Origin of the sequence: Cellulophaga sp. Hel_I_12 (genome assembly GCF_000799565.1) — a bacterium.
Classification (GTDB): Bacteria; Bacteroidota; Bacteroidia; order Flavobacteriales; family Flavobacteriaceae; genus Cellulophaga.
The window spans coordinates 1,311,843-1,335,845 of the sequence record NZ_JUHB01000001.1 but is presented as its reverse complement, the minus strand read 5'-3'; the positions used below and the strand labels follow the sequence as shown (position 1 = coordinate 1,335,845).

25 protein-coding genes are annotated in these 24,003 nt (G+C 34.8%); 15 read left to right on the top strand and 10 right to left on the bottom strand.

Annotated features, from left to right (window positions below; all coding sequences use genetic code 11):
* Positions 1–97: 97 nt before the first annotated feature.
* Positions 98–3,553, top strand: coding sequence for a methylmalonyl-CoA mutase family protein (locus GQ45_RS06090; protein WP_047416008.1), 3,456 nt, complete (start codon positions 98–100; stop codon positions 3,551–3,553).
* A gap of 119 nt (positions 3,554–3,672) precedes the next feature.
* On the opposite strand, the gene GQ45_RS06085 is transcribed toward GQ45_RS06090, so the two are convergent.
* The gene (locus GQ45_RS06085) at positions 3,673–4,059 is read right to left on the bottom strand and encodes a hypothetical protein (protein ID WP_047420094.1); all 387 of its coding nucleotides are present in this window, start codon (positions 4,057–4,059) and stop codon (positions 3,673–3,675) included.
* Positions 4,060–4,170: 111 nt separating this feature from the next.
* Here GQ45_RS06085 and GQ45_RS06080 point away from each other — a divergent pair, with 111 nt between their 5' ends.
* Together GQ45_RS06080 and GQ45_RS06075 are read left to right on the top strand one after the other, a co-directional pair.
* Positions 4,171–4,623: an Lrp/AsnC family transcriptional regulator gene (locus GQ45_RS06080; RefSeq protein ID WP_047416007.1), complete on the top strand. Its 453-nt coding sequence runs from the start codon at positions 4,171–4,173 to the stop codon at positions 4,621–4,623.
* A 190-nt stretch (positions 4,624–4,813) separates the two neighbouring features.
* A complete protein-coding gene (locus GQ45_RS06075; RefSeq protein ID WP_047416005.1) occupies positions 4,814–6,232 on the top strand; it encodes a hypothetical protein in 1,419 nt (472 codons plus the stop codon).
* On the opposite strand, the gene GQ45_RS06070 is transcribed toward GQ45_RS06075, so the two are convergent.
* Positions 6,216–6,950: a DJ-1/PfpI family protein gene (locus GQ45_RS06070; protein ID WP_047416003.1), complete on the bottom strand. Its 735-nt coding sequence runs from the start codon at positions 6,948–6,950 to the stop codon at positions 6,216–6,218. The two genes, GQ45_RS06075 and GQ45_RS06070, sit on opposite strands and share 17 nt — an antisense overlap.
* Positions 6,951–7,033: 83 nt before the next feature.
* Here GQ45_RS06070 and GQ45_RS06065 point away from each other — a divergent pair, with 83 nt between their 5' ends.
* Positions 7,034–7,675: a DUF1684 domain-containing protein gene (locus tag GQ45_RS06065; protein ID WP_047416001.1), complete on the top strand. Its 642-nt coding sequence runs from the start codon at positions 7,034–7,036 to the stop codon at positions 7,673–7,675.
* Between the two features lie 55 nt (positions 7,676–7,730).
* Here GQ45_RS06065 and GQ45_RS06060 read toward each other — a convergent pair whose 3' ends face one another.
* From GQ45_RS06060 to GQ45_RS18230, 6 genes are all read right to left on the bottom strand, one after another.
* On the bottom strand, positions 7,731–8,774 hold the full coding sequence (locus GQ45_RS06060; RefSeq protein ID WP_047416000.1) for an outer membrane beta-barrel protein: 1,044 nt from the start codon (positions 8,772–8,774) through the stop codon (positions 7,731–7,733).
* A gap of 120 nt (positions 8,775–8,894) precedes the next feature.
* Entirely contained in the window at positions 8,895–10,139 is a 1,245-nt protein-coding gene (locus GQ45_RS06055; protein ID WP_047415998.1) for an ammonium transporter, read from the bottom strand.
* A 28-nt stretch (positions 10,140–10,167) separates the two neighbouring features.
* On the bottom strand, positions 10,168–10,506 hold the full coding sequence (locus GQ45_RS06050) for a P-II family nitrogen regulator (RefSeq protein WP_047415997.1): 339 nt from the start codon (positions 10,504–10,506) through the stop codon (positions 10,168–10,170).
* A gap of 511 nt (positions 10,507–11,017) precedes the next feature.
* A complete protein-coding gene (gene crcB / locus GQ45_RS06045) occupies positions 11,018–11,389 on the bottom strand; it encodes a fluoride efflux transporter CrcB (RefSeq protein WP_047415995.1) in 372 nt (123 codons plus the stop codon).
* A 17-nt stretch (positions 11,390–11,406) separates the two neighbouring features.
* The gene (locus tag GQ45_RS18120; RefSeq protein WP_047415993.1) at positions 11,407–11,586 is read right to left on the bottom strand and encodes a hypothetical protein; all 180 of its coding nucleotides are present in this window, start codon (positions 11,584–11,586) and stop codon (positions 11,407–11,409) included.
* Between the two features lie 105 nt (positions 11,587–11,691).
* Entirely contained in the window at positions 11,692–11,880 is a 189-nt protein-coding gene (locus GQ45_RS18230) for a hypothetical protein (protein WP_047415992.1), read from the bottom strand.
* A gap of 42 nt (positions 11,881–11,922) precedes the next feature.
* Here GQ45_RS18230 and GQ45_RS06030 point away from each other — a divergent pair, with 42 nt between their 5' ends.
* Entirely contained in the window at positions 11,923–12,309 is a 387-nt protein-coding gene (locus GQ45_RS06030) for a nucleoside triphosphate pyrophosphohydrolase family protein (RefSeq protein WP_047415990.1), read from the top strand.
* 90 nt (positions 12,310–12,399) lie between these two features.
* Here GQ45_RS06030 and GQ45_RS06025 read toward each other — a convergent pair whose 3' ends face one another.
* Positions 12,400–13,467 (bottom strand): branched-chain amino acid aminotransferase, encoded by a 1,068-nt coding sequence (locus GQ45_RS06025; RefSeq protein ID WP_047415988.1) that lies wholly within the window; start codon positions 13,465–13,467, stop codon positions 12,400–12,402.
* Between the two features lie 107 nt (positions 13,468–13,574).
* Between GQ45_RS06025 and GQ45_RS06020 the strand changes: the two genes are divergently transcribed.
* The 10 genes from GQ45_RS06020 to GQ45_RS05975 all read left to right on the top strand — a co-directional run bounded on the left by GQ45_RS06020 (position 13,575) and on the right by GQ45_RS05975 (position 23,224).
* Positions 13,575–14,078: a DUF4920 domain-containing protein gene (locus tag GQ45_RS06020; protein WP_047415987.1), complete on the top strand. Its 504-nt coding sequence runs from the start codon at positions 13,575–13,577 to the stop codon at positions 14,076–14,078.
* Position 14,079: 1 nt separating this feature from the next.
* Entirely contained in the window at positions 14,080–14,754 is a 675-nt protein-coding gene (gene mnmD, locus GQ45_RS06015; protein ID WP_047415985.1) for a tRNA (5-methylaminomethyl-2-thiouridine)(34)-methyltransferase MnmD, read from the top strand.
* A 103-nt stretch (positions 14,755–14,857) separates the two neighbouring features.
* Positions 14,858–15,775: a TIGR01777 family oxidoreductase gene (locus GQ45_RS06010; protein ID WP_047415983.1), complete on the top strand. Its 918-nt coding sequence runs from the start codon at positions 14,858–14,860 to the stop codon at positions 15,773–15,775.
* A gap of 167 nt (positions 15,776–15,942) precedes the next feature.
* The gene (locus GQ45_RS06005; RefSeq protein WP_047415981.1) at positions 15,943–16,506 is read left to right on the top strand and encodes a nucleotide exchange factor GrpE; all 564 of its coding nucleotides are present in this window, start codon (positions 15,943–15,945) and stop codon (positions 16,504–16,506) included.
* Between the two features lie 9 nt (positions 16,507–16,515).
* A complete protein-coding gene (gene dnaJ, locus GQ45_RS06000; RefSeq protein WP_047415979.1) occupies positions 16,516–17,634 on the top strand; it encodes a molecular chaperone DnaJ in 1,119 nt (372 codons plus the stop codon).
* Positions 17,635–17,986: 352 nt separating this feature from the next.
* Positions 17,987–18,922, top strand: coding sequence for an ABC transporter ATP-binding protein (locus GQ45_RS05995; protein WP_047415977.1), 936 nt, complete (start codon positions 17,987–17,989; stop codon positions 18,920–18,922).
* Positions 18,915–20,252: an ABC transporter permease gene (locus tag GQ45_RS05990; RefSeq protein ID WP_047415975.1), complete on the top strand. Its 1,338-nt coding sequence runs from the start codon at positions 18,915–18,917 to the stop codon at positions 20,250–20,252. Before GQ45_RS05995 ends, GQ45_RS05990 begins: the two co-directional genes overlap by 8 nt.
* Before the next feature lie 6 nt (positions 20,253–20,258).
* On the top strand, positions 20,259–21,185 hold the full coding sequence (locus GQ45_RS05985; protein ID WP_047415973.1) for a mechanosensitive ion channel family protein: 927 nt from the start codon (positions 20,259–20,261) through the stop codon (positions 21,183–21,185).
* Complete coding sequence (locus GQ45_RS05980; protein ID WP_156125359.1) at positions 21,172–22,050, top strand: DUF6268 family outer membrane beta-barrel protein; 879 nt, start codon at positions 21,172–21,174, stop codon at positions 22,048–22,050. The genes GQ45_RS05985 and GQ45_RS05980 overlap by 14 nt, the downstream gene beginning before the upstream one ends.
* A 10-nt stretch (positions 22,051–22,060) precedes the next feature.
* Positions 22,061–23,224, top strand: coding sequence for a sigma-54 dependent transcriptional regulator (locus GQ45_RS05975; protein WP_047415969.1), 1,164 nt, complete (start codon positions 22,061–22,063; stop codon positions 23,222–23,224).
* Positions 23,225–23,230: 6 nt separating this feature from the next.
* On the opposite strand, the gene GQ45_RS05970 is transcribed toward GQ45_RS05975, so the two are convergent.
* The gene (locus GQ45_RS05970; RefSeq protein WP_047415968.1) at positions 23,231–23,905 is read right to left on the bottom strand and encodes a hypothetical protein; all 675 of its coding nucleotides are present in this window, start codon (positions 23,903–23,905) and stop codon (positions 23,231–23,233) included.
* Positions 23,906–24,003: the final 98 nt, after the last annotated feature.

Sequence of the window (24,003 nt, the reverse complement as noted above, 5' to 3'; positions counted from 1 at the left end):
ACCCATAGGATACAAATTTTTACAATATTATAAATAACATATAAAAATCTTTGCATTTTTCGTAAATTGCAATCCATAAAAATACCTTTTTTTACTAATGGAACAAATAGCACCGTATACCCCAAAAAATAAAATTCGTATTGTCACTGCAGCCTCCCTCTTTGATGGCCATGATTCTGCCATAAACATCATGAGGCGAATTATTCAATCAACAGGCGTCGAGGTCATTCATTTAGGCCACGATCGCAGTGTGCAAGAAATGGTGGATTGTGCCATTCAGGAAGATGTTAATGCCATTGCGCTAACCTCCTACCAAGGTGGGCATAATGAATATTTTAGGTACATGTACGATTTGCTCAAAGAACGAGGAGCTACGCATATTAAAATTTTTGGAGGGGGCGGTGGTGTCATTCTACCTGAAGAAATAAAAGCCTTGATGGACTACGGTATTGCTCGGATTTATTCTCCAGATGACGGCAGAACCATGGGCTTGCAAGGAATGATTAACGATTTGGTGCAACAAAGCGATTTTGAAACACCAGCCTTAAGGCTTCCTAAAAACACTTCTGTTGAAGAAGCATTGAAACAAAAGGATGTCAACACCATTGCGCGCTTAATTTCATTAGCGGAAAACAGGCATGACGATTTTAAAAAACACTTTTCGGGCCTAAAAAGTGAACATGAAGTACCTGTTCTAGGGATTACAGGAACTGGTGGTTCTGGAAAATCGAGTTTGGTGGATGAATTGGTTCGTCGTTTTATAGCTGATTTTCCACAGAAAACAATCGGCTTAATCTCTGTTGACCCCTCAAAAAGAAAAACAGGGGGAGCTCTTTTAGGAGATCGTATCCGAATGAATGCTATAAATAACGACCGTGTGTACATGCGATCCTTAGCCACGCGACAGTCGAACTTGGCCTTGTCAAAATATGTGGAAGAGGCTGTAGATGTTTTAAAAGTAGCTGGTTTTGATTTAATTATTTTAGAAACTTCAGGAATCGGGCAATCAGATACGGAGATTATTCAACATTCTGACGTGTCATTATATGTGATGACTCCCGAATTTGGTGCTGCAACGCAGTTAGAGAAGATTGATATGCTCGACTTTGCAGACGTAGTGGCGATTAATAAATTTGACAAAAGAGGTTCTTTAGATGCGTTGCGTGATGTAAAAAAACAATATATGCGCAATCATAACCTTTGGGATGTTCATCAAGACGAATTGCCAATTTTTGGAACTATGGCAAGCCAGTTTAATGATCCAGGAACCAATAGATTGTACCGCGTATTGATGCAGAAATTAGTAGATATTGCAAAGGCTAATTTGAACTCTACTTTTGAGTTTCTTAATGAAAGTACAGAACACGCTTTTGTAATTCCGCCAGCCAGAACACGTTACTTATCTGAAATAGCGGAGAATAATAGAAATTATGATAATAATGTAATTGCACAAGTGCACGTAGCACAGCGACTTTATGGTATTTTTCAAGCTATTTTATCCTTGTTGAATATAAAACAAAATGAAGCAGAATCAGCTTATTTATCTAAAAACGGATTGGATGAAAGGGCCTTACAAAAGGTAGAAGCACTGGCTGATACTAAATCTTTTTTAGGCTTGTTAATCAAGGAATTTGATCGGGTGAAGCTAGATTTAGATGCCTACCATTGGGAAGCTATTGTGCATTGGGAGGAAACTGTTCAGCGTTATAAAAGCCCAATGTACACCTTTAAAGTACGAGACAAGGAATTGCAATTAGATACCCATACCGAATCGTTGTCGCATACTAAAATTCCGAAAGTAGCTTTGCCTAAATACAAAGCTTGGGGCGATTTGTTACAATGGATGTTGCAAGAAAACGTACCTGGTGAGTTTCCTTATACTGCCGGTCTCTATCCGTTTAAAAGAACGGGCGAAGATCCTACGCGGATGTTTGCAGGGGAAGGCGGACCAGAACGAACCAACAGACGTTTTCATTATGTGAGTTTAGGCTTACCCGCAAAACGACTCTCCACGGCTTTTGATTCTGTTACCTTATACGGCAACGATCCTGATAAACGTCCAGATATTTATGGAAAAATTGGGAATGCAGGCGTTTCAGTTTGCTGTTTAGATGATGCTAAAAAATTATATTCTGGTTTTGATTTGTCACATCCTACCACTTCGGTAAGTATGACCATCAATGGCCCAGCACCCATGTTATTAGGTTTCTTTTTGAATGCTGCTATAGATCAAAACTGTGAAAAGTATATTTTAGAAAACGACTTAAAAGAAGCGGTAGAAGCTAAAATCACTGAATTGTATAAAGGGAATGAAGAAAAAAGACCTGTGTACCAAGGAAAACTTCCTGAAGGAAATAATGGTTTAGGCTTACTACTTTTAGGTGTCACAGGAGATCAAGTGTTGCCCTTAGAAGTATATAACACCATAAAAAATAAAACCTTAAAAGAAGTAAGAGGTACTGTTCAGGCAGATATTTTAAAAGAAGATCAGGCACAAAATACCTGTATTTTTTCGACAGAATTTGCCCTGCGACTTATGGGTGATGTGCAGGAATATTTTATTCAAAATCAGGTGCGTAATTTTTATTCTGTTTCTATTTCCGGATATCACATTGCAGAGGCGGGTGCTAACCCTATTACGCAATTAGCGTTTACCTTGTCAAACGGATTTACCTATGTAGAATATTATTTAAGTAGGGGCATGGATATTAATGCCTTTGGACCTAATTTATCCTTTTTCTTCTCCAACGGAATTGATCCTGAATATGCAGTAATCGGTCGTGTGGCTCGAAAAATATGGGCTAAAGCTTTAAAACTAAAATACGCAGCAGATCCAAGAGCGCAAATGTTAAAATATCATATCCAAACCTCGGGTCGTAGTTTGCATGCACAAGAAATCGATTTTAATGATATCAGGACTACATTACAGGCCTTGTATGCCATTTATGACAACTGTAACTCTTTACATACGAATGCTTATGACGAAGCGATAACGACTCCTACCGAGGAGTCTGTTCGCCGAGCCATGGCGATTCAATTAATCATCAATAAAGAACTTGGTTTAGCAAAAAATGAAAATCCGTTACAGGGCTCTTTTATCATAGAAGAGTTAACTGATTTGGTAGAAGAAGCTGTTTTGTTAGAATTTGACAGAATTACAGAACGTGGTGGCGTTTTGGGTGCTATGGAAACCATGTACCAGCGTTCTAAAATTCAAGAAGAGAGCTTGTACTATGAAACTTTAAAGCATAATGGGGAGTTCCCGATAATTGGGGTGAATACGTTTTTAAGTTCAAAGGGCTCACCTACGGTTTTGCCTATAGAGGTGATTCGGGCAACAGAAGAAGAAAAGGAAACACAAATTTCAACCTTAGAAAACTTAAAAGGGCGTCATAAGAAAACATCAGAACATATATTATCAGAATTACAGAAAGCTGCGGTGCAAAATGATAATATTTTTGAAAAATTAATGGAAGTGACTAAAGTGAGTTCTTTGGGACAAATAACCAACGCACTATTTAAAGTTGGTGGCCAGTATAGAAGAAATATGTAATCAAGGAACAAGCGTACATACCGCTTTTGACCTCAAGAATATAAGGTCAAAACAAATAAATTTCTTGCCTTAAACTATTCCCCTTCTTCGGAAGGGGCTATGGGAATGTTGAAAACGTTTTACAAAGAACGTTTCCATATGTTATAAGATTTCCTGAATTTTTTTAGCTCGTCTCTAAGTAGGCTAATATATTCTCTTTCTTTAACACCATCTTTTTCCAGACCTCTACAATACGAAAGAATATTTTTGGTCATGATATTGATATGAAGAAGCGTAGTATTCCTTATAGCGTCGCACGAAGAGCGCTCTGCGAGAGCAATTTTTTGCGGTATTAAAATTGCATCTGTCAAAATTGCATCTGCAATACTATCTCGAAAAGAGTTAGATTTGTAGAGATACAACAAATCTTTATTGTTGGTTACATAAGAAACAATCTCTCGACTGATAAAGCATAAATCCATTGCTTTGCGGTACACAGGAAGCGTTGTTAGATTTCTAGAAGACATTTTGAGCAATTTTTTTATAAAATTACGAACAGAATCAAATTTTTGTCTTAATATTATAAAGTGATTTTTATAATTTACCTTTGAAAACAAATATTTTTAAATTATTTACTATTGAATCAAAAGATTGATGAATTAAATTGGGGAATCCTAGAACTGCTCCAGAAAGATGCAAGAGCATCTTTTGCCACTATTGGTCGCCAAGTAGGCCTAACACCGCCTGCCGTGGCAGAGCGCATAAAAAAGATGGAAGATTTGGGAATCATAAATGGCTACAAAACCATTATTTCTCACACCCAGACGGGGTACCAGCTTAAGGCTATTATTACCTTACGAGCTTTTATGGGAAAATTAAAACCTTTTCTAGAAGCTGTAAAAATTTTTGAAGAGGTCATCAATTGTTACCGAATTACAGGCAATGAAAATATTATTATGGAAGTGGTTTTAAAAGATCAATTTCATTTGGAAAAATTTATTGATAAATTAATCCAATATGGAGAAACACGAACACATATTATATTATCAGAAGTTGTTTCAGATGCCCCAATAGGCAAGAAGAATAAATGATTAATTGAATATTTTGTTTTTATTTAACTTTGGAATACGGTTAATTTTGTATTTTTAAAAGAAAAAATTGGCGAGGTTTTTGATGACTAGGATAGATATTATTTTACCAAAATAGAGGTGATTTTTTAGTTGGTAAAGCATATTCTAGGTATAGTAAAAAATTTTGAAATAACACTCCAGCGCATTAAATATGGTAAAGAAAATAGTAATCAGCCTTTTATTTGTAAGTTTTAATTTAATAGTTCAGGGGCAATCACTTAGCTTAAAAAAGGGAACTATTTTAGAAAATTTAAAAATTAGCGATTCTATTTCAGAATCCTTTACCTTGTATTTACCTACTAGTTTTGAGGTCACTAAAAAATGGCCGGTGGTATTTGTTTTTGATAGCAATGGCAAAGGGAAACAGGCCGTACAAATGTTTATGCCTGCGGCAGAAAAAAACGGTTATATTTTAGCGGCACCCAATAACCTAAATGACTCTTTAAAGATAGAAGAAAATGTGCTGGTGACGAGCAGAATGATGAATAGAGTATTGTCTATCCTTCCCATTGAAGGGCGACAAATTTACACCGCTGGATTCTCTGATAGTGCAAAATTTGCTTCTCTTTTGCCTGTATTTATTACTACTATTGAAGGGGTTTTATCCATTAATGGATCCTTAGCAAATACCGATATATTGAATTCAAAAAAAATGTTTCATTATATTGGTGTTATTGATGTGAACGATTATAAGCTTAAAGAAATGCAGTCCGACGAAAAGGTTTTAAATGCCTTGCGATATCCCAATCAGCTTTTTGTGTATGATCAAATGGATAAACCTACGGTATACGACTACATCAATACTTCGTTAGAGATTTTTACCATCTCGGCCATGGCTAAAAATAGCATACCCTTAGATTCTAGTTTTATCAATGAAAAATATCAAGACAAGGTGCGTCTTATTCAGGGTCTAATTAATCAAAATCGGTTATTAAGTGCTTATGACTTAACCCTAGAACTCATGGAGGTGTACAGAGGGGTATGTGATATTTCTGATTTAAAAAACATGCAAAAAAGTATCCGAAAAAATAGGATATATAAAAACATGAAGCAAACTGAAGCAGCTGTAGCTTTTAATGAATTACTGAAAAGGGAAGATTATGATTATGCGATGTACGAAGACATTGCTAGTTATAATTTTAATAATCTTGGCTGGTGGAAATATCAAATGGAAGAATTGGAGCGTCAAAACTCAAAAGACAGTATGTTTAAACTTCAGATGAATAATCGACTTAAAGGTTTTATAAATTTTTTAGTGGATAAAAACACCTTGCAGCTACAAGCCGAAAAAGAAACAGATGAAGAAGGTTTGGTGTTGTTGGGGATGTTAAAAACCATCACAAATCCTAAAGATTTTGAAGGCTATAAGCGCGTTATTTCACTTAGCTCTAAAAATGAAGATTATAGCACAGCGCTGTTTTATTTAGAAGAACTTTTAAAAGTAGGCTTTACAGATACAAAAGCACTGTATGAAATTGAACATACGGGTTTATTGAGAATTGCTCCTGAATTTAATGAAATTGTAGAAAAATACTTGAAAGACGCCCGATATACTATCGACGAACAATAAAATGTGGAATTCTGTTAACGTCCCATTCTAGGAGTAGCGCTTTAGCAATCTCTTGGCTTACTTCTTTTCCATATAATAATTCACAGAGATATAGCGCAGCATCAAAACTTTTGGTGCCACCTGCTGATGTTATGTATTTTCCGTCATGAACAAAAAATGAATTTTTTCTAATGTTTAAATTTGGAAACATAGTTTGATACGCTTCGATTTCATCAGGGAAACTAGTTGAAGCTATGGTATCTAAAAGACCAGTTTTGGCAAGTACAAAAGCGCCGACGCTTGAACTTGTCATGTATAGCGCTTTTTCATCAACTTTTTTAACAAAACTCAACATAATTACATCTTCTAAATTTTTGTTGGTATGCTCTTTAGCACCCGGAATCACTAGAATATCAATTTCTGGCACGTTTTTTTTAGTGTAATCAAAATCTGGTAGTATGCTTAGGCCCTCAAATGTGGTAATTGGTTCTAAGGTATTGGCAACTGTAAATACATTCATACTTTTAATGTTTTTACTAGATTGTGAATGTTGAAAAACATCAAATGACGCAGTTAATTCTGTATTGTAAGTGCCATTCATGATTAAAAAGGCTACATTAAAACGATCTGGCTTAATTTTTAAAGCTGCATTTTTAGAGTTACTAGCATCGTTATTTTGATTACAGGCCAATACACTCAAAATCAATAGTATTAAACTTGAAAAAGAGATGAATTTCATAAGCTGATAATTTAGGCCGAATGTACAAACATAATCCAAGCGAACTAAAATTATATATTGTAATTTTGTGATAAAGTACTGGTATGAAAATTTTTTTGCTAATTCTTTTGATGTTTGGTCTAGGCTGTAATGGAAAAAAGAAATTTCATGAAGATCAAGAGTCTGCTGTAATTCAGGGAAAAACACAAGCGCTTACAACTATTCTTGAGTTTCAAAACAAAATGAACTTAGATTTTAAAGACCCTGAAGTATCGCCTCTTTATGATCGACATCGAAAAGATTTTGAGGGATTAGATTTTTTTGAACCTGACACCACCTTTAGCGTTTGGGCAAAACTAATTAGGACCCCAGAACCCGTGCCTTTTTTGATGCCCATGACAACCAATTTGGAGTCAGAATATTTAAAGTACGGCACCGTGTATTTTTCTATTAAGGATTTAGATTATCAATTAGAAATTTATCAAGATCAATTGCTATTTACGCAAGAAAAGTACAAAGATTATCTTTTTCTTCCCTTTACGGATCGTACAAATGGAAACCAAACTTATACCGGTGGTCGGTATATAGACTTGAAAGTTCCGGAGGGTGACTCTATTCTTATCGATTTTAATAAAGCTTATAATCCTTATTGTGCTTATAATAAAAAGTACGCATGCCCTATTGTTCCTGAAGTGAATAGATTAAAAATTGAAGTTTTAGCCGGGGTTAAGGCTTTCAAAAAATAGAATGGCCGCTTTTAAGGAGCAGCCATTTATTTTCAAATATAAAATGAAGATTTTATTAAAAGGAATATATTGCGGCTATTAAAAATGATGATAAGCTTTTAGTTCCTGCTAAATCATTATCAAAAAAAACAGCATCAGAAGCATTATCCAAACGAAATTCTGGTTTAATGATTAAGTTTTCAATGGTATAACTGCCAGTTAAAGTGGCAGCAAAAACGCTAGAGTCCGCTACACCTGTACCAATAGCACCATACGCACCATTTTCTGCGAAATATTCACCTCTTAAGCCTATTTTAAAATTATCTGATGTGGCTAATTGTGGATAAATAGCTGCTCCTAAAAAGCCAATACCGTCATTATCTTGGTATGCTGCATTTAAACCTAAGTAAAAGCTGTCTGTTAAATCAAAGCCACCAGTGTAATCAATTTCAAAGCCTAATTTTGCATTCCCGTCATAATAAAAATTTAAAAACTGGCCAGAGTAGCCTAATTGCGCTCCTAAAGAATATGCTCCAGGTATAGAGCCACTTGTGCCATTAAAATTTTCATCGGTAACATTCATCACCGCCAACATTACATTGAAATCTTCTGATACGGCAAAGTCAGCTTTTAAACCTACATGAGAAAATGGGCCATAAGAAAATAAATAAGAGGTACTATAGTTAAAATTTGCTGCTGGAGAAATTACTTCGTACCCTAAATACGTATTAAACCGTCCTAAGGTTAGGGTTGTTTTTTCAGTTACATTCCAGTAGGCGTATAGTTGGTTTACAAAGATTCCAGCATCACCTCCAACAGCTTGCAACGCTCTAGGTCCAAATGCTAAATCAGCCACAGCACCGGTTTTTGCACCTTCATAACTTGCAATTAAATTAGCGAAACCTAGGGCAAAACCTGTTTCATCGGCAAACGAGGTCCCTGGTGCTTGCGATCCTACATCAGTTGAACTCAAATTAGTTCTGTAGTAGGCATCCACACTACCTGTGATTGATAGCGGTTTTTTTTCATCATCTTCCTGAGCAAATAGCCCAGTACTTAAAAATAAAGTTGCTAAAAAAAGAATATTTTTTCCGTACTTTGTTGTTGTAATCGTTTTCATAAATTAATGATTTAGTTAGTCTCTTTTTTTAAAGAGATAAATGATTGAACGTTAATGTCGAAATATTGAAAATTGGTTATAAAGCGGAGCGTTTTACAGAACGCTCCGTTTACTTTTAATTTAGTGTTGGTTTAATCTAAAATCTGGGTAGGCATCCATACCGTGTTCGTGCAGATCTAAACCTTCTACTTCTTCTTCTTTAGAAACTCTGATGCCTGAAACTTTTTTAATAGCGAATAAAATAATAAAGGCACTTACGCAGCAAAATGCACCAATAACGCCTACACCAATGAGTTGATATAGAATTTGATCTGCTCCTGCCTTAGCGCCAAAAAATCCAACGGCTAGTGTTCCCCAAATGCCGCAAACCAGATGCACGGCAATGGCTCCAACGGGATCGTCTAATTTAAGTTTGTCAATAAGGGCCACAGCGAATACGATAATTGCTCCCGCGATGGCACCAATAATTAGAGATTCGCTAGGTGACATTAAATCAGCTCCTGCCGTTATCCCCACCAAACCACCTAAAATACCATTAAGGAACATCGTTAAATCTAAGTTTTTGTAAAAAATATACGTTAAAAATACCGATGAAATGCCACCAGAGGCTGCTGCTAACGATGTGGTTACTAAAACAAGGGAGGTGCCAGCAGGATCTGCAGAAAGTACAGAGCCACCATTAAAACCAAACCATCCCAACCAGAGGATTAATACACCCGCTGCGGCTAATGGGATGTTATGACCTGGAATTGCTTGGGCTTTACCTTCTTCATCAAATTTTCCAATTCTGGGTCCCAATAAATACACAGCAATAAGTGCCGCCCATCCACCCACAGAATGAACTAATGTGGATCCTGCAAAATCATGAAATCCACCGTTTTCTCCACCAAGTGTGGCTAAAAACCCACCGCCCCATTGCCAAGATCCTACTATAGGATACACCAATCCGACATAGATAATGGTAAAAATCATAAATCCGCCTATTTTGATGCGTTCTGCAACAGCTCCAGAAACTATAGTTGCCGCCGTTGCGGCAAACATTCCTTGGAATAAAAAGTCGGTCCAATAGGTATACCCTCCCGAGGCATACTCTGCCGTCATGCCGTTCTCTCCTGGGTCTAGTCCAAATCCTGCGAACCCTAAATACCCATTAAAATCACCTGGATACATTAAATTAAATCCTGCGATGTAATACAATAGAAGTCCTATGCAAATAATAAAAACATTTTTAAATAAAATATTAATGGTATTTTTTTGTCTTGTAAGGCCTATTTCTAAAAATGAAAAGCCCAAATGCATGAAAAATACAAGTGCTGTACACACCATCATCCAAACGTTGTTTGCTGTAAATAATCCTGATTCCATAAATGTTTAATTTTTTTGGTTGATAGTTTTAGTTAATTCCTGCTTGACCGCTTTCTTTTGTTCTTATTCGGTAGGCCTCAATAACATCCGAGACAAATATTTTTCCATCCCCTACGTTTCCTGTGCTGGCTACTTCTAGAATGGTATGAATTGTTTTTTCTAGAAATTCGTCAGAAACGACAATAGTTAAATACCTTCTTTGAATATCACTGGTACTATACGATATTCCGCGGTACACATGACCTTGTTTTTCGTTTCCAACTCCTGTTACATCCCAGTAACTAAAAAAGTTTACTTCAATTTGATGCAGCGCCTTTTTTAGCTCATCAAATTTTGATTTTCGAATAATTGCTTCGATTTTTTTCATAATAGACTTGTTTGTTGATGCGGTAAATGTATGTTAAAATAATTAACACCCCATTAAAATGGGGATCTAGGTACTAATTTTTATACATATAATAATTTATACCCTATTAAATTATGGGTATAACTAAAATATATTAGTATAAATTTGAATTTAAGGACTTTAAAATTATTTTGAATAAAAAAAGTAATGAAGTTTTCGTTTGTTCTTGAATAATGTATAAAGCAGAACAAGAAGTGCTAGGAGTGCTTAGCATCCTATAAAAGTGCTCGGCCATTTTTGTCACTTTCAAAATAGGCTGTCTCTTATAACGCTTACAGTGTAAAAGCACGAGAAGTTTTAAGGCTTACATAAAACCAACTAAAGATAATATGAAGGGAGTGTTGGTTTTAGTCAAAATTAGAGCCACTATGTTTAAAAGTTGCAGTGGTTTAACTCTTTTAAAATTAATAGTTCTAAGGAACAATGTCGCTGAAAGTCATTTTATGACAAAGGGCACTTCTTATAAAAAGTGCTATAAAAATTTAGAGGTCCATAAGCCTAAGGCAATCGAGGCAATACCAATAATAATACTCAGTAGGGTATAAACGAAGAAGTTTAAAATATCACCAGATTTTAAAAAAGTATGATTCTCAAGTGCAAATGTGGAAAAAGTAGTAAAACCACCACAAAAGCCTGTGGCGAGCAATAGTGTTTGATTTTCTGTTAGTGTGTTATTTTTTAGGGAAACACCAAATATAATTCCCATAATAAGGCAGCCAAGTATGTTGACTAAAAAAGTACCTAAATAAAAATTAGTGAAATAGCTGTTTAAATTTTTGCCAATAAAAAATCGCAAAACACTGCCAAAACCGCCGCCTAAAAAAACCAGTACTAATTGTTTCATACTCCAAAAGTATAAAACTAAACGGCTTTTTTAAATTTTGTGTCCATACTATTTAAAGGATAAATGTTAGTAGTAGTTTCTTCGGAAAGTTGGTCTGCATTTTTTTGAGATCTTTTAGCGTTATAATTAACGCTAAAAAATAATAAAAAAGCATTTACACCTAATAAAATTACCAATACACTGAAAAAAGTTACCATAGGACTGTTCTTTGTTGTACTACAACGCAAATTTAGGTCTTTTCTTACAAATTAAAAGCTATTGTTGTGTAAATGTTAATTTTTGTGGTGAAGGCAATAATTGAGTTAATTTTTTAATAAAATCTTAATAACGAACAATGTTATTATAAAGATTATGAAGCCTAAGCCAATCCATTTAACTCCTTTGTAATTTTTTGAATGTAAATTTTTATCCTTTTTGTATTGTAGGAAGATGATTATGACAAAAGCGATAAAAAAAAGAGCGGCAAATATTAATTGACCGGTAGAGAACATATTTTATATTTTTATGCAAAAATAACTTAATTAACTTAAATTATGAAAAATAAACTTGAGGCTGTAGCGCTATTTCACGAAACTTTTGGCATGGGTGTATCAAAAACAATGAAGGCTAACTTAGGAGTCGACACCAACAAGTTACGCTTTAATTTAATGGATGAAGAAAATAAGGAATATCTGGAGGCTGCTGAAGCCAATAACTTGATTGAGGTCGCTGATGCTTTAGGTGACATGCTCTATATTTTATGCGGAACAATTCTTGAGCATGGAATGCAATATAAAATTGAAGAAGTTTTTAACGAAATTCAGCGCAGTAATATGAGCAAATTGGGAGCGGATGGAAAACCTATTTACCGTGAAGATGGTAAGGTGCTAAAAGGGCCTAATTACTTTAGTCCTAACATTAAACAAATACTTGAAAAATAAAAAAAATGGTTGTCAAAATAGGGACAACCATTTTTATAAAGGCTTAGTGCCTGGTGCACATGAATAATCTATTATCGTGTAATATAAAATTTAAATCTTAACCCGCCACCCAAACGTATCTTCTGTCTTATTATATTGTATGTCGGTGATTTTTTTCTTGAGGAGCGATGCGTAGCTAGCGTCTAATACAGGTAAATCATAATCGCTACCTCTATGTCCAAATGTACTTATTGGAGAAATAACAGCAGCAGTACCTGCGCCAAACATTTCTTTTAAACTTCCGTTTTGAGCTGCTTCAACGACTTCTTTTACTGTAATTTTTCGAACTTCTACCGGTATCTTTTCAGCTTTGGCAATATCAATAATACTTTTTCTAGTGATACCATCCAAAATTCTGTCACTTGTCGGAGCTGTAATTAAAGTGTCATTAATACGAACAAAAATATTCATTGCGCCCGCTTCTTCTATATGTTCATGGGTGTTGTCGTCAGTCCATATCACTTGGTTGTACCCTTTTTCTATAGCCAATTGTGTTGGATAAAATTGTCCTGCATAATTACCTCCTGCTTTCGCAAAACCTACCCCACCGTTTGCCGATCTCGAATAGGTTTCTTCAATTAAAACCTTAACCTTCCCTGCAAAATAGGCGCCAGAAGGAGCAAGGCAAATCATAAATTTGTATTCATTGGCGGGTGAGGCATGAAAACCTTCGCCAGTAGCAAACATAAATGGGCGTATATACATGGAGCTACCTTCTTTAGTCGGAATCCATTTTTCATCCAATTGCAATAATGCTTTTAAGCCTTCCATAAAATAATTCTCAGGAATTTCAGGAATAGCCATTCTTTTTGCAGAAATATTAAAACGTTTATGATTGTCAAGAGGTCTAAATAAATACACATCTTTCGCCGTATCTTTATAAGCTTTCATACCCTCAAATATCGACTGCCCATAATGAAAAATTTTAGCTGATGGATTTAGCATTAAAGGGCCATAAGGCACAATTTTAGGTTTTTCCCAGGCACCATTTTTATAATCACAAACTAGCATGTGATCCGTAAAAACACTACCAAAAGCTAGATTGTCAAAATCTACTTGCTCTATTTTTGATGTTTTGCTTTTTTCTATTGAAATTAGATTTTTAGCGGTCGTTTCCATTGTATTTAATTTATTTCGCAATAAAATTAGTAAAATATACGAACTACTACTTCTTTTTTTGTGTAAAAAAACCCAACTTTGTACTTATCAATCAAATACTGTTAGATATGAAAAGAATTAACATTTTATTCGTTTTTTTTACACTTATTGTTGCCTGCAAGGGCCAGAATAAAGAACAAGAAGTGGTGCAAAAAGAGGAAATTGCGGTGAATTATGCGTCATTTGGAGATAAAATTGATGCAATTAATGCTTTAAATACTTCAGAAATGACCAAAAAGTATCAAAATCTAGCAGTTGCTGATACCTTAACTACAAAATTTTCTGCGACTGTGGTAGAAGTATGCAAATCTAAAGGTTGTTGGATGACATTAAAGTTAGAAGACGGTACGGAAGCGATGGTAAAGTTTAAGGACTATGGTTTTTTTATGCCTAAAGATATTGATGGAAAGGAAGTTATTGTAAACGGAAAAGCTTTTATTGAAGCTATGTCTGTGGATGAGCAAAGACATTATGCAGAAGATGGTGGTGAATCTGCAGCGGCTATAGCAGCCATTACTGAACCAAAAAAGACAATGAGGTTTGATGCTGATGGCGTATTGATAAAGCAATAGTTTGGAGCGAAAAATTATTACCACTTCGGATGGTTCTACGACCATTCAGCTTGTCGATTGGAATGAGCAATATCATTCTATTCACGGGGCTATTCAAGAGGCTTATCACGTTTTTATTAAACATGGTTTATCACTATTTAACCAGCAAAGGGTAGACCTATTAGAAATAGGATTTGGTACTGGATTGAACGCTATTATTACGAAAATTGAATCGGAAAAAAGCCAACTAGACATCAACTATGTAGGGGTTGAAGCTTATCCCGTAAGTCAAGAAGAAGTAGCACAGCTCAATTATATAGAACAACTGAAAGCGCCTAGTTTCAGAGATCAATTTACAAAAATGCATTCCTGTGAATGGGAAAAACAGCAACAGATTTCTGAGAATTTTATACTTACCAAACAACAAAAAAATTTTACAAATATAAACGCCATTGATGCTTATCATCTTATTTATTTTGATGCATTTGGGGCAAGAGTACAGCCAGAACTTTGGACTGAAGCTATCTTTTTAATCATGTACAAGGCTTTAAAAGACAACGGCGTGTTAGTAACCTATGCAGCTAAAGGCAGTGTTCGTAGAGCGATGCAGAGTGTAGGTTTCTTAGTTGAAAAATTACCTGGCCCACCTGGAAAGAGAGAAATGTTGAGAGCTCGGAAAACACCTATTAAGCCTTAATTGACCTTTTTTGGGCTAGGCCTTGGTCAACTACTTGTGTTAAAGCTACATTAAAGGTGTCATGTAGCGCTTTAAAATCTTATATCTTTACACAAAAATAAGAATGAGCGTTTTAATAACTGGTGCAACGGGTTTAATTGGCGGGGAAATAGTAAAAGAATGTCATAGAAATAATATAGATGTTCATTATTTGACCACCAGTAAAAATAAAATTCAGTCCACCCCTAATTTCAAGGGGTATTACTGGAATCCAGACCAAAATGAGATTGATTTAAATTGTTTTGAAAACGTTACCGCTATTATAAATTTAGCGGGGGCTACCATCTCAAAACGATGGACGCCTGACTATAAAAAAAAAATACTCTCAAGTAGGGTAAATTCACTAAGAACGCTGAATAATGGTTTAAAAAAAGTGGACACCTCGTCTATAAAATCATTTGTTTCTGCATCCGCAACAGGGATCTATCCTGATTCCATTACCAATTTTTACGAAGAGGATGTTGTTTATCCAGTAAAAGGTTTTTTGGCAGAAGTTGTAGCCGCCTGGGAACAGGAAGCAAACACCTTTAATAATTTTAATTTTAGTGTAGCTACTATTAGAATAGGTTTAGTCATGTCTGATAAAGGTGGGGCCTTACCCGAAATGGTAAAACCAATTAATCTTTATGCAGGAGCTCCCTTTGGTTCTGGACAACAATGGCAGTCATGGATTCATATCAATGATTTAGCCCGTATCTTTATTTTTGCAGTAACTCAAGAGTTAAACGGTGTTTATAATGCAGTAGCCTCGAACCCCGTAACCAATGAAAAACTGACAAAAAAAGTAGCTGAAGTACTTGCCAAAAAAATAATTATCCCTAACATTCCAGGCTTTGTTTTAAACTTAATCCTTGGTGAAATGTCAAATTTATTGCTCAATAGCCAAAGAGTAAGCAACAAAAAAATTTTAGAAGAAGGTTTTGTTTTTGAATACCAAAACGTGGGGAATGCCTTAACTTCACTATACGGAAAACAAGATTAGTTTTCTGCCATTTCGTGTGCAGTTTTAGAAGTGCTTAGCCTTCATTTTATGTGATAGTATCCCTTTGCGTCCGCTTTGTTTTAAAGTTTGATGACATTTTGACATTTTTTAATAATTGGCAGTACTTTTGCCAAGAAGTAGGTGCGGAATAAAGAAGAAAAATAATTATGAGCGATAAAAATGATTTAGAAGATATTCTTAATGATAACTTGAACGAAGAAGTTCAAGATAACATTGAGCAGCATGGAGAAGAAACTCAAGAAGAAGATGTACAGGAGGTTTCTATTGAAGAGCAATTAAAAGAGGAAGTTGCAAAAGAGAAAGATAAATTTTTAAGACTTTTTGCAGAATTCGAAAATTATAAGAAAAGAACTTCAAAGGAACGTTTGGAATTATTTAGAACTGCTGGTCAAGAGATAATTACGGCCTTATTACCAGTATCTGATGACTTTGACAGAGCTATGCTAGAATTATCGAAATCCGAGAATAAGGAAGTTTTTAAAGGTGTTGAATTAATCCAGAATAAATTTAAACAAGTTTTAAAATCTAAAGGTCTAGACGAAGTCGAAGTAAAAGCTGGGGATGTTTTTGATGCTGAAATTCATGAAGCCATAACTCAAATTCCTGCCCCTGATAAAAAAATGAAGGGGAAGATTATTGATGTTATTGAAAAGGGATATTCGCTTGGAGATAAAGTTATTCGCCATCCGAAAGTGGTTGTTGGAAATTAAAAATAAAACATGAAAGAAGATTATTACGACTTATTAGGCATTACTAAAGGCGCATCAGCTGCGGAGATAAAAAAGGCATATCGTAAAAAAGCGGTAGCATATCATCCTGATAAAAACCCTGGTGATGCTAAAGCTGAAGAAATGTTTAAAAAAGCGGCTGAAGCTTACGAAGTTTTAAGTGACGAAAACAAAAAGGCACGTTATGACCAGTACGGGCATGCTGCTTTTGATGGTGCTGGAGGTTTCCGTGGTGGCGGTGGTATGAATATGGACGACATATTCAGCCAATTCGGAGATATTTTTGGTGGTGGTTTTGGCGGCGGAGGCTTTAGTGGCTTTGGCGGCGGCGGAGGCCAACGAAGAGCCAAAGGAAGTAGTTTAAAGATAAGGGTATCCTTAACTTTAGAAGAAGTTGCCAACGGTGTCGAAAAGAAAATAAAAGTAAAACGTAAAGTTCAAGCCGACGGAGTTACGTACAAAACCTGTGCAACTTGTGGTGGTAGAGGTCAAGTTACTAAAATTACAAATACTATTTTAGGTAGGATGCAAACTGCTGCCACCTGCAGTTCTTGTGGAGGAAGTGGTCAAATTATCGATCAAAGGCCTGCAGAAGCTGATGCACAAGGTCTAGTGGTTAAGGAAGAAACGGTTGCTGTAAAAATCCCAGGAGGGGTAGAAGACGGCATGCAATTGAAAGTGAGCGGCAAGGGTAATGATGCTCCTGGCAACGGAGTTCCTGGCGATTTAATTGTAGCTATAGAAACCAAAGAACATGATACCCTAAAAAGAGAAGGCGATAATTTACATTATGATTTATATGTAAGTATTTCCGAAGCTGTTTTAGGAACTTCCAAAGAAATTGATGCCGTAACAGGAAAAGTGCGTATAAAATTAGAACCAGGAATTCAATCCGGTAAAATTTTACGTTTACGAGGTAAAGGAATTACAAGTTTAAATGGCTATGGTGCAGGCGATTTATTAGTGCACGTCAATGTTTGGACGCCTAAAACCTTAAATAAAGAACAAAAAGATTTCTTTGAAAAAATGCAGAGCAATGAAAATTTTCTGCCTAATCCTGAGAAATCTGACAAATCTTTCTTCGAAAAAGTAAAAGATATGTTTTCTTAGTTGCATTTTGATTATGATTTTTAAAATAAATACGTATATTTGAACTAACATTGGGAAACCAATGTTAATTTTCTTTTTCATAGCAATTTTTTTTCCCATCCTTGAATTCTTTTAAGGGTGGGTTTTGTTTTTAGAGAAATTAGTAGATTCGAAATGTAAAAATGGGAGCATTCCATTGAGTTAGGTAAAACCAGAACGGCGGATGAGCTAAGCTCACTTTTTTAGAACGCAACTTTTTAGTACTCTAAATATTCTACATTTAGTACACTAAATTACGCCTATGTTGCATTTTTTTAGTTCACTGAAAAAGTTTAAACGAACCTAATTATATATCTTTGGTAAAATTCATTTCATGAACCATATTTTGGTAGCTAAAGAAGTTAGTAAGAGCTACGGAAACCATATCGCATTAAATAAAATTTCTTTAGAAATTCCAGAAAATAGTATTTATGGACTACTTGGGCCCAACGGCGCAGGTAAAACTACCTTGATTCGAATTATCAACCAAATTACACATCCCGACACTGGGTTGGTTTTTTTTAATGGAGAGCCATTACATCAAAAACATATTTCTTTAATAGGCTATTTGCCTGAAGAGCGTGGGCTGTATAAAAGCATGAGGGTTGGGGAACAAGCCTTGTATCTAGCTCAATTAAAAGGGATGCCCAAAAATGAAGCTAAAACAAAACTAAAATACTGGTTTGATCGATTTGAGATAGGCGATTGGTGGCTTAAAAAAGTACAGGAGCTTTCCAAAGGGATGGCACAAAAAGTACAGTTCATTGTTACTGTTCTGCACGAGCCTAAACTTTTAATTTTTGACGAACCTTTTAGCGGTTTTGATCCAATTAATGCCAACCTTATTAAGGATGAAATTTTAGAATTAAAACGAAAAGGTACTACTATCATATTTTCAACACATAGAATGGAGTCTGTGGAAGAACTGTGTGAATATATTGCTTTAATTCATAAATCTGAAAAAATATTAGATGGCAAGTTATCAGATATAAAAAATGCCTATAAAAAAAATATTTTTGAAGTGGGGATGCAAAGCCCTGAAGGCTTAAATCTTCTTGATAAATTAAGAGCTAAGTTTACTATTGCCAACGAAAAATTTGATGCAGCCTATAACCAATTAAATTTCAATGTGCAGTTAACGCATCAAAACACCCAAGAGGTTTTAACACAAATGGCTGCTATTGCCCCCATAAATCATTTTCTAGAGAAAGTGCCGTCTGCCAATGAAATTTTTATCAGAACTATAGCAAGTAAAAATTCGAATGAATAAATTAGGATTGATTATAAAAAGGGAATATTTAGCCAAAGTCAGGAATAAATCTTTCGTTATAATGACTTTTTTGAGCCCTATTTTAATGGTGGCTATGGTTATTTTGATTGCATTTTTAACTAAATTGAATGACAGTGAAAAAACAATTATAGCCGTTTTAAATGAAAGTGATTATTTTAGTAATGAATTTATAACTACCGCGTCAACATCGTATGTAAATTTTGAAGATATAACCGTAAAATCGGCGATAGATTCTACCCTTAGCTTAGGATATTATGGCTTACTACACATTCCTGACGATAATAATTTAGAAGAAATTACAGCCAACACCTATTTTTATACTAAAGAATCCCCTAGCAGTCTAGTAATTGATAAACTTGAAAAAATATTTGCATTTAGATTAGAGCAAAAAAGATTGCAACAATTAGGTGTTTCTAAAAAAGATTTTGAAGAAATAAATGCCAACTTTTCCTTGCGTACATCAACGTTTTCAGGAGTACTTAATGTAAAAGGCTTTAATGAAATAAGGGCATTTATAGGTGGCGGCTTTGGTTATTTAATAATGATGTTTATTATTATTTATGGTGGATTTGTCATGCGCAGCGTTATAGAAGAAAAAACAAGCAGAATTATTGAAGTCATTATATCGTCAGTAAAACCCTTTCAGCTAATGATGGGAAAAATTATTGGTACATCACTTGCAGGAATTACCCAATTCATTATATGGATTTTTTCAGCCACGCTACTTTTAACCATCGTTATTTTAGTTTTTGATATTGATCCCGCTAGTTTTAATTCGGCAAATCAAATAACTGAATCAGGATTGCCATCGGCAGGTAATATTTCTGAAATGAACGAAAAAATGCTCACCTTAGGGACTGAATTATATAAAATTCCTTGGGCCATGCTGATGACCTTTTTCTTGGTTTACTTTCTTCTTGGCTATCTCATCTATAGTTCTATTTATGCGGCCATTGGTGCAGCTGTAGATAATGAAACAGATACGCAACAATTTGTTTTTCCAGTTATTTTGCCTTTAATGCTAGCGATTTATGTCGGTTTTTTTTCTGTATTTAATAATCCGCACGGACCTATTGCAGTTGCATTTTCATTATTTCCCTTAACATCACCAATCGTAATGCTTATGAGACTCTCTAATGGCTTGGGAGAAGGTGGTGTTCCTATATGGCAGTTAATTGTCTCTATAATTTTATTAATTATTACATTTATAGGCATAGTTTGGTTTGCTGCAAAAATTTACAGGGTGGGTATTTTAATGTATGGTAAAAAACCTACCTATAGAGAACTGTATAAATGGTTAAAGTATTAAATAATCATGCAAGAAACGACGGGTAAAGTACAAGAAATTATTGAAAATGACATATGGGGAACCGTAAAGGATTTTCTTGATTTAGGAATTCAATTTGGTAAAGGAGAAAAAGAAATTAATATTACAATTGGTTTAATATTACTTTTGGTGGTGGCATTTTTGACCACTAGTTTTCTGTTAAAGTGGCTGCGATACCTTTTCACCCGTAAGATGGAAGTTGATGATAAAAACAAATTTATCAGTGTTTTTAAGTTTTTAAGATACCTAATTTACCTCATAGTCATCGTTTTTACCATGAGCGCTGCCGGTATTAATATTACGATATTGCTCACCGCCTCTGCAGCATTATTTGTGGGTTTAGGTTTAGCCTTACAAGAAATATTTCAAGATGTTATTGGTGGTATTTTTATTATTGTAGATAAATCATTAAGCGTAGGCGACATTATTGAAGTAGATGGTAAAGTGGGTAAGGTTTTTGAAATTAAATTAAGAACAACAAGGTGTATCACCAGAGACGATAAAGTGATCATTATACCAAATCATAAATTTATAAGTGAATTGGTTTATAACTATACGCAAAACCATAGAACCACAAGGGAATCTGTTAAAATTGGGGTGGCTTATGGCAGCGATGTAGCTTTAGTAACCAAGCTTTTAGAAGAGGCTGTGCATTCACAAAAAGGAATTTTGAAAAGTCCTAAACCCTTTGTGCTTTTTGAGGATTTTGGAGATTCAGCCTTATTGTTTTCTGTAAATTTTTTTATTAATGATAGCTTTTCAGATCCAAGAATAAAAAGTGCCATTCGGTATAAGTTAGATGATAGCTTCAGAGCGAATCAGATCACCATTCCGTTTCCTCAAAGAGATGTACATCTGTTTCAACAACAGCCTTTTCAACATGTAAATACAGGTAAAATAAATGATGAGAAGTAAAAATACTTGGATCTTTTTTTTTGTTAGTTTCTTTTTTTCGATGATCATACAGGCACAGACCCCAGATGTTTTACGCTTAGAATATATGACCATGCCTGAGAATAATGCAGGTGCTCAACTTTCTCGGATTAAATTGGTGGCTAATATTCCTTTTAAAGTGCGCGAAAAGGACAATATTCTTATAGGTGCCGAGTATAATGGATTCAATTATAATCTAGAACAAGTACTGCCTTTTGACAAGAATGTGTTTAAGAATTTTCACGTCATCGATCTTAATGTAGCTTACATACATCGATATGATGAGCAGTGGCGATTTATCAGTGTGGTGACGCCCAGATTATCTTCCACATTAAACGATGGTTTACAAAATAAGGATCTAACTTTAAATGTAACGATAGGGGCTTTTAAAGAACAAAAAGATATAGCGAAACCCACACGATTAGTTTTAGGTATCGCTTACAACGGAACAGTAGCCTTGCGGATTCCCTTACCCATAATTTATTACGAGAAAAGATTTGATACCCATTGGTCCTATGTCATAGGAGCTCCAAAAAGTGGTATGAAATATCATCTTGATGAAAAGCATATGTTCCAAACAGAGTTTATTCTAGATGGATATTATAGCAATCTACAAAATAACATTGTAGTTCCTAACGGCATGACAGCAACAGCCATAGCCTCTTCGGCGGCAATAGTTACTTTAGGGTATCAATACGCCTTAGATAAAAATATGTTTTTTTATGGGTATCTTGGCCACACCATATTTCAAGATGCCGTATTGCGAAACGAAGAGCGAAAAATAAGTTACACTATAAATGAGGAACCTAGTTTCTATTTTAGAACCGGATTTAGAATAGGACTTTAAAAAAAAAGATATGTCTAAAATATTAATAATAGAAGACGAAGCAGCCATTAGAAGGGTTTTAGTTAAAATTTTATCAGAAGAAAATAATGCCTATGCCCTAGAAGAAGCCGAAGATGGCCTTCAAGGTATTGAAATGCTTAAAAAGGAAGATTACGATTTAGTGCTTTGTGATATTAAAATGCCAAAAATGGATGGTGTTGAAGTATTAGAGGCCTGTAAAAAAATAAAACCTGAAATTCCATTTATTATGATTTCTGGGCATGGTGATTTAAATACCGCAGTGAATACGATGCGGTTGGGGGCCTTTGATTATATTTCAAAACCGCCTGATTTAAATCGTTTATTAACAACGGTGCGAAATGCTTTAGATAGAAAGGAGTTGTTTGTTGAAAATAAAATTCTAAAGAAAAAAGTTAGTAAAAATTACGAAATGGTGGGCGAAAGCGATGCGATCAATGTCATAAAAGATATGATAGAAAAAGTAGCTCCTACCGATGCTCGTGTATTAATTACAGGACCAAATGGTACCGGAAAAGAATTGGTGGCACATTGGATTCATGAAAAAAGTATGCGAAACAATGAAGCTTTTATTGAAGTAAATTGTGCAGCCATACCATCAGAACTCATCGAAAGTGAATTATTTGGTCATGTAAAAGGTGCATTTACTTCTGCGGTTAGAGACAGGGCTGGAAAATTTGAGGCTGCTAATAACGGTACTATTTTCTTAGATGAGATAGGGGATATGAGTTTATCCGCACAGGCAAAAGTTTTAAGAGCTTTACAAGAGAGTAAAATTTCAAGAGTAGGTTCCGATAAAGATATAAAGGTGAATGTAAGAGTCGTGGCAGCTACCAATAAAGATTTAAAACTAGAAATTGAAGAAGGTAGGTTTAGAGAAGATTTATACCATAGATTGGCGGTAATTTTGGTTAAAGTACCAGCACTGAATGAACGTAGAGAAGATATTCCTTTATTGATCGATTATTTTGCCAAAAAAATAGCTTTAGAACAGGGTAGCGTACAAAAACAATTTTCAGATAAAGCCATTGGTTTATTAAAAGAATATGATTGGACTGGCAATATTAGAGAACTCCGCAATGTCGTAGAGCGTTTAATAATTTTAGGAAAACCAGAAATTGATGCTTCTGATGTCAATCTTTTTGCCAATAAATAAAAGAGACTAGGAGCAATTTAATTTTTTAAGGGCTTCTGCCGTAATGGCCTTGGTTCGTAAATTATAATATTTTTTGCCTTCAGAAAGTTTTTCGTTCAATAGTTCGGTTTCGCAGTTGCTGTATACCCTTAGAAGGTATTTTTTTGCAGCTTCGCAATCAACCGTTGTAACTATATTGTGAATGGAGGTTTCAAAAGCTTTTAAAGAAGTATCAATAGTTTGCCTAAGTTTTCTATCGTCCAGGAGTTTGGATGCCTCAGGAGATTTTGAATTTAATGAAAGTCTATCGTGTTGATATATGCTTTGGTGTGTATGGTGCTGCTGTAATAACTCCAAACTGGTATCCGAGTTTTCTAGGGCTTTGTTTAAGAATATTTTGGCACCCTCTATTCTAGAAATTTTTGTAGCATTTATTAGATTATCTAAGGCTTCCATTAAATTTTTTGAAGCATAACTACAGCCGCAGTCCTTAAGTTTACTTTTTGTTTTTTCTATAGCATTAATCGCTTTGTAGATTTCAAATTTAGTTTTGTTAAAATCAGTTTCAGAAAGTGCTTTTTTAGTTTGTGAACCAATAAACTCAATGTTGGAGCCAACATATTCGCAAGCTCTGTCTGTAGTTTTAAATGAAGATAAAAATACGAACAACAGAATGCCAAGTAAAAAAGTAGTATTTTTCATGGGTCAAGTTATTTAATAGTGTAACATTTGGGATGTTATTGACTTTAAAGATACAATTAGGATCTATTAAATTGTATTTTTTTCGACAAACTTACTTT

Excerpts from the sequence above, each read along its gene's own strand:
- GQ45_RS06090 (WP_047416008.1), top strand. The coding sequence starts at position 98 with ATGGAACAAATAGCACCGTATACCCCAAAAAATAAAATTCGTATTGTC.
- GQ45_RS06085 (WP_047420094.1), bottom strand. The coding sequence starts at position 4,059 with ATGTCTTCTAGAAATCTAACAACGCTTCCTGTGTACCGCAAAGCAATG.
- GQ45_RS06075 (WP_047416005.1), top strand. The coding sequence starts at position 4,814 with ATGGTAAAGAAAATAGTAATCAGCCTTTTATTTGTAAGTTTTAATTTA.
- GQ45_RS06070 (WP_047416003.1), bottom strand. The coding sequence starts at position 6,950 with ATGAAATTCATCTCTTTTTCAAGTTTAATACTATTGATTTTGAGTGTA.
- GQ45_RS06065 (WP_047416001.1), top strand. The coding sequence starts at position 7,034 with ATGAAAATTTTTTTGCTAATTCTTTTGATGTTTGGTCTAGGCTGTAAT.
- GQ45_RS06060 (WP_047416000.1), bottom strand. The coding sequence starts at position 8,774 with ATGAAAACGATTACAACAACAAAGTACGGAAAAAATATTCTTTTTTTA.
- GQ45_RS06055 (WP_047415998.1), bottom strand. The coding sequence starts at position 10,139 with ATGGAATCAGGATTATTTACAGCAAACAACGTTTGGATGATGGTGTGT.
- GQ45_RS06050 (WP_047415997.1), bottom strand. The coding sequence starts at position 10,506 with ATGAAAAAAATCGAAGCAATTATTCGAAAATCAAAATTTGATGAGCTA.
- crcB (WP_047415995.1), bottom strand. The coding sequence starts at position 11,389 with ATGAAACAATTAGTACTGGTTTTTTTAGGCGGCGGTTTTGGCAGTGTT.
- GQ45_RS18120 (WP_047415993.1), bottom strand. The coding sequence starts at position 11,586 with ATGGTAACTTTTTTCAGTGTATTGGTAATTTTATTAGGTGTAAATGCT.
- GQ45_RS18230 (WP_047415992.1), bottom strand. The coding sequence starts at position 11,880 with ATGTTCTCTACCGGTCAATTAATATTTGCCGCTCTTTTTTTTATCGCT.
- GQ45_RS06030 (WP_047415990.1), top strand. The coding sequence starts at position 11,923 with ATGAAAAATAAACTTGAGGCTGTAGCGCTATTTCACGAAACTTTTGGC.
- GQ45_RS06025 (WP_047415988.1), bottom strand. The coding sequence starts at position 13,467 with ATGGAAACGACCGCTAAAAATCTAATTTCAATAGAAAAAAGCAAAACA.
- GQ45_RS06020 (WP_047415987.1), top strand. The coding sequence starts at position 13,575 with ATGAAAAGAATTAACATTTTATTCGTTTTTTTTACACTTATTGTTGCC.
- GQ45_RS06010 (WP_047415983.1), top strand. The coding sequence starts at position 14,858 with ATGAGCGTTTTAATAACTGGTGCAACGGGTTTAATTGGCGGGGAAATA.
- GQ45_RS06005 (WP_047415981.1), top strand. The coding sequence starts at position 15,943 with ATGAGCGATAAAAATGATTTAGAAGATATTCTTAATGATAACTTGAAC.
- dnaJ (WP_047415979.1), top strand. The coding sequence starts at position 16,516 with ATGAAAGAAGATTATTACGACTTATTAGGCATTACTAAAGGCGCATCA.
- GQ45_RS05995 (WP_047415977.1), top strand. The coding sequence starts at position 17,987 with ATGAACCATATTTTGGTAGCTAAAGAAGTTAGTAAGAGCTACGGAAAC.
- GQ45_RS05990 (WP_047415975.1), top strand. The coding sequence starts at position 18,915 with ATGAATAAATTAGGATTGATTATAAAAAGGGAATATTTAGCCAAAGTC.
- GQ45_RS05985 (WP_047415973.1), top strand. The coding sequence starts at position 20,259 with ATGCAAGAAACGACGGGTAAAGTACAAGAAATTATTGAAAATGACATA.
- GQ45_RS05980 (WP_156125359.1), top strand. The coding sequence starts at position 21,172 with ATGATGAGAAGTAAAAATACTTGGATCTTTTTTTTTGTTAGTTTCTTT.
- GQ45_RS05975 (WP_047415969.1), top strand. The coding sequence starts at position 22,061 with ATGTCTAAAATATTAATAATAGAAGACGAAGCAGCCATTAGAAGGGTT.
- GQ45_RS05970 (WP_047415968.1), bottom strand. The coding sequence starts at position 23,905 with ATGAAAAATACTACTTTTTTACTTGGCATTCTGTTGTTCGTATTTTTA.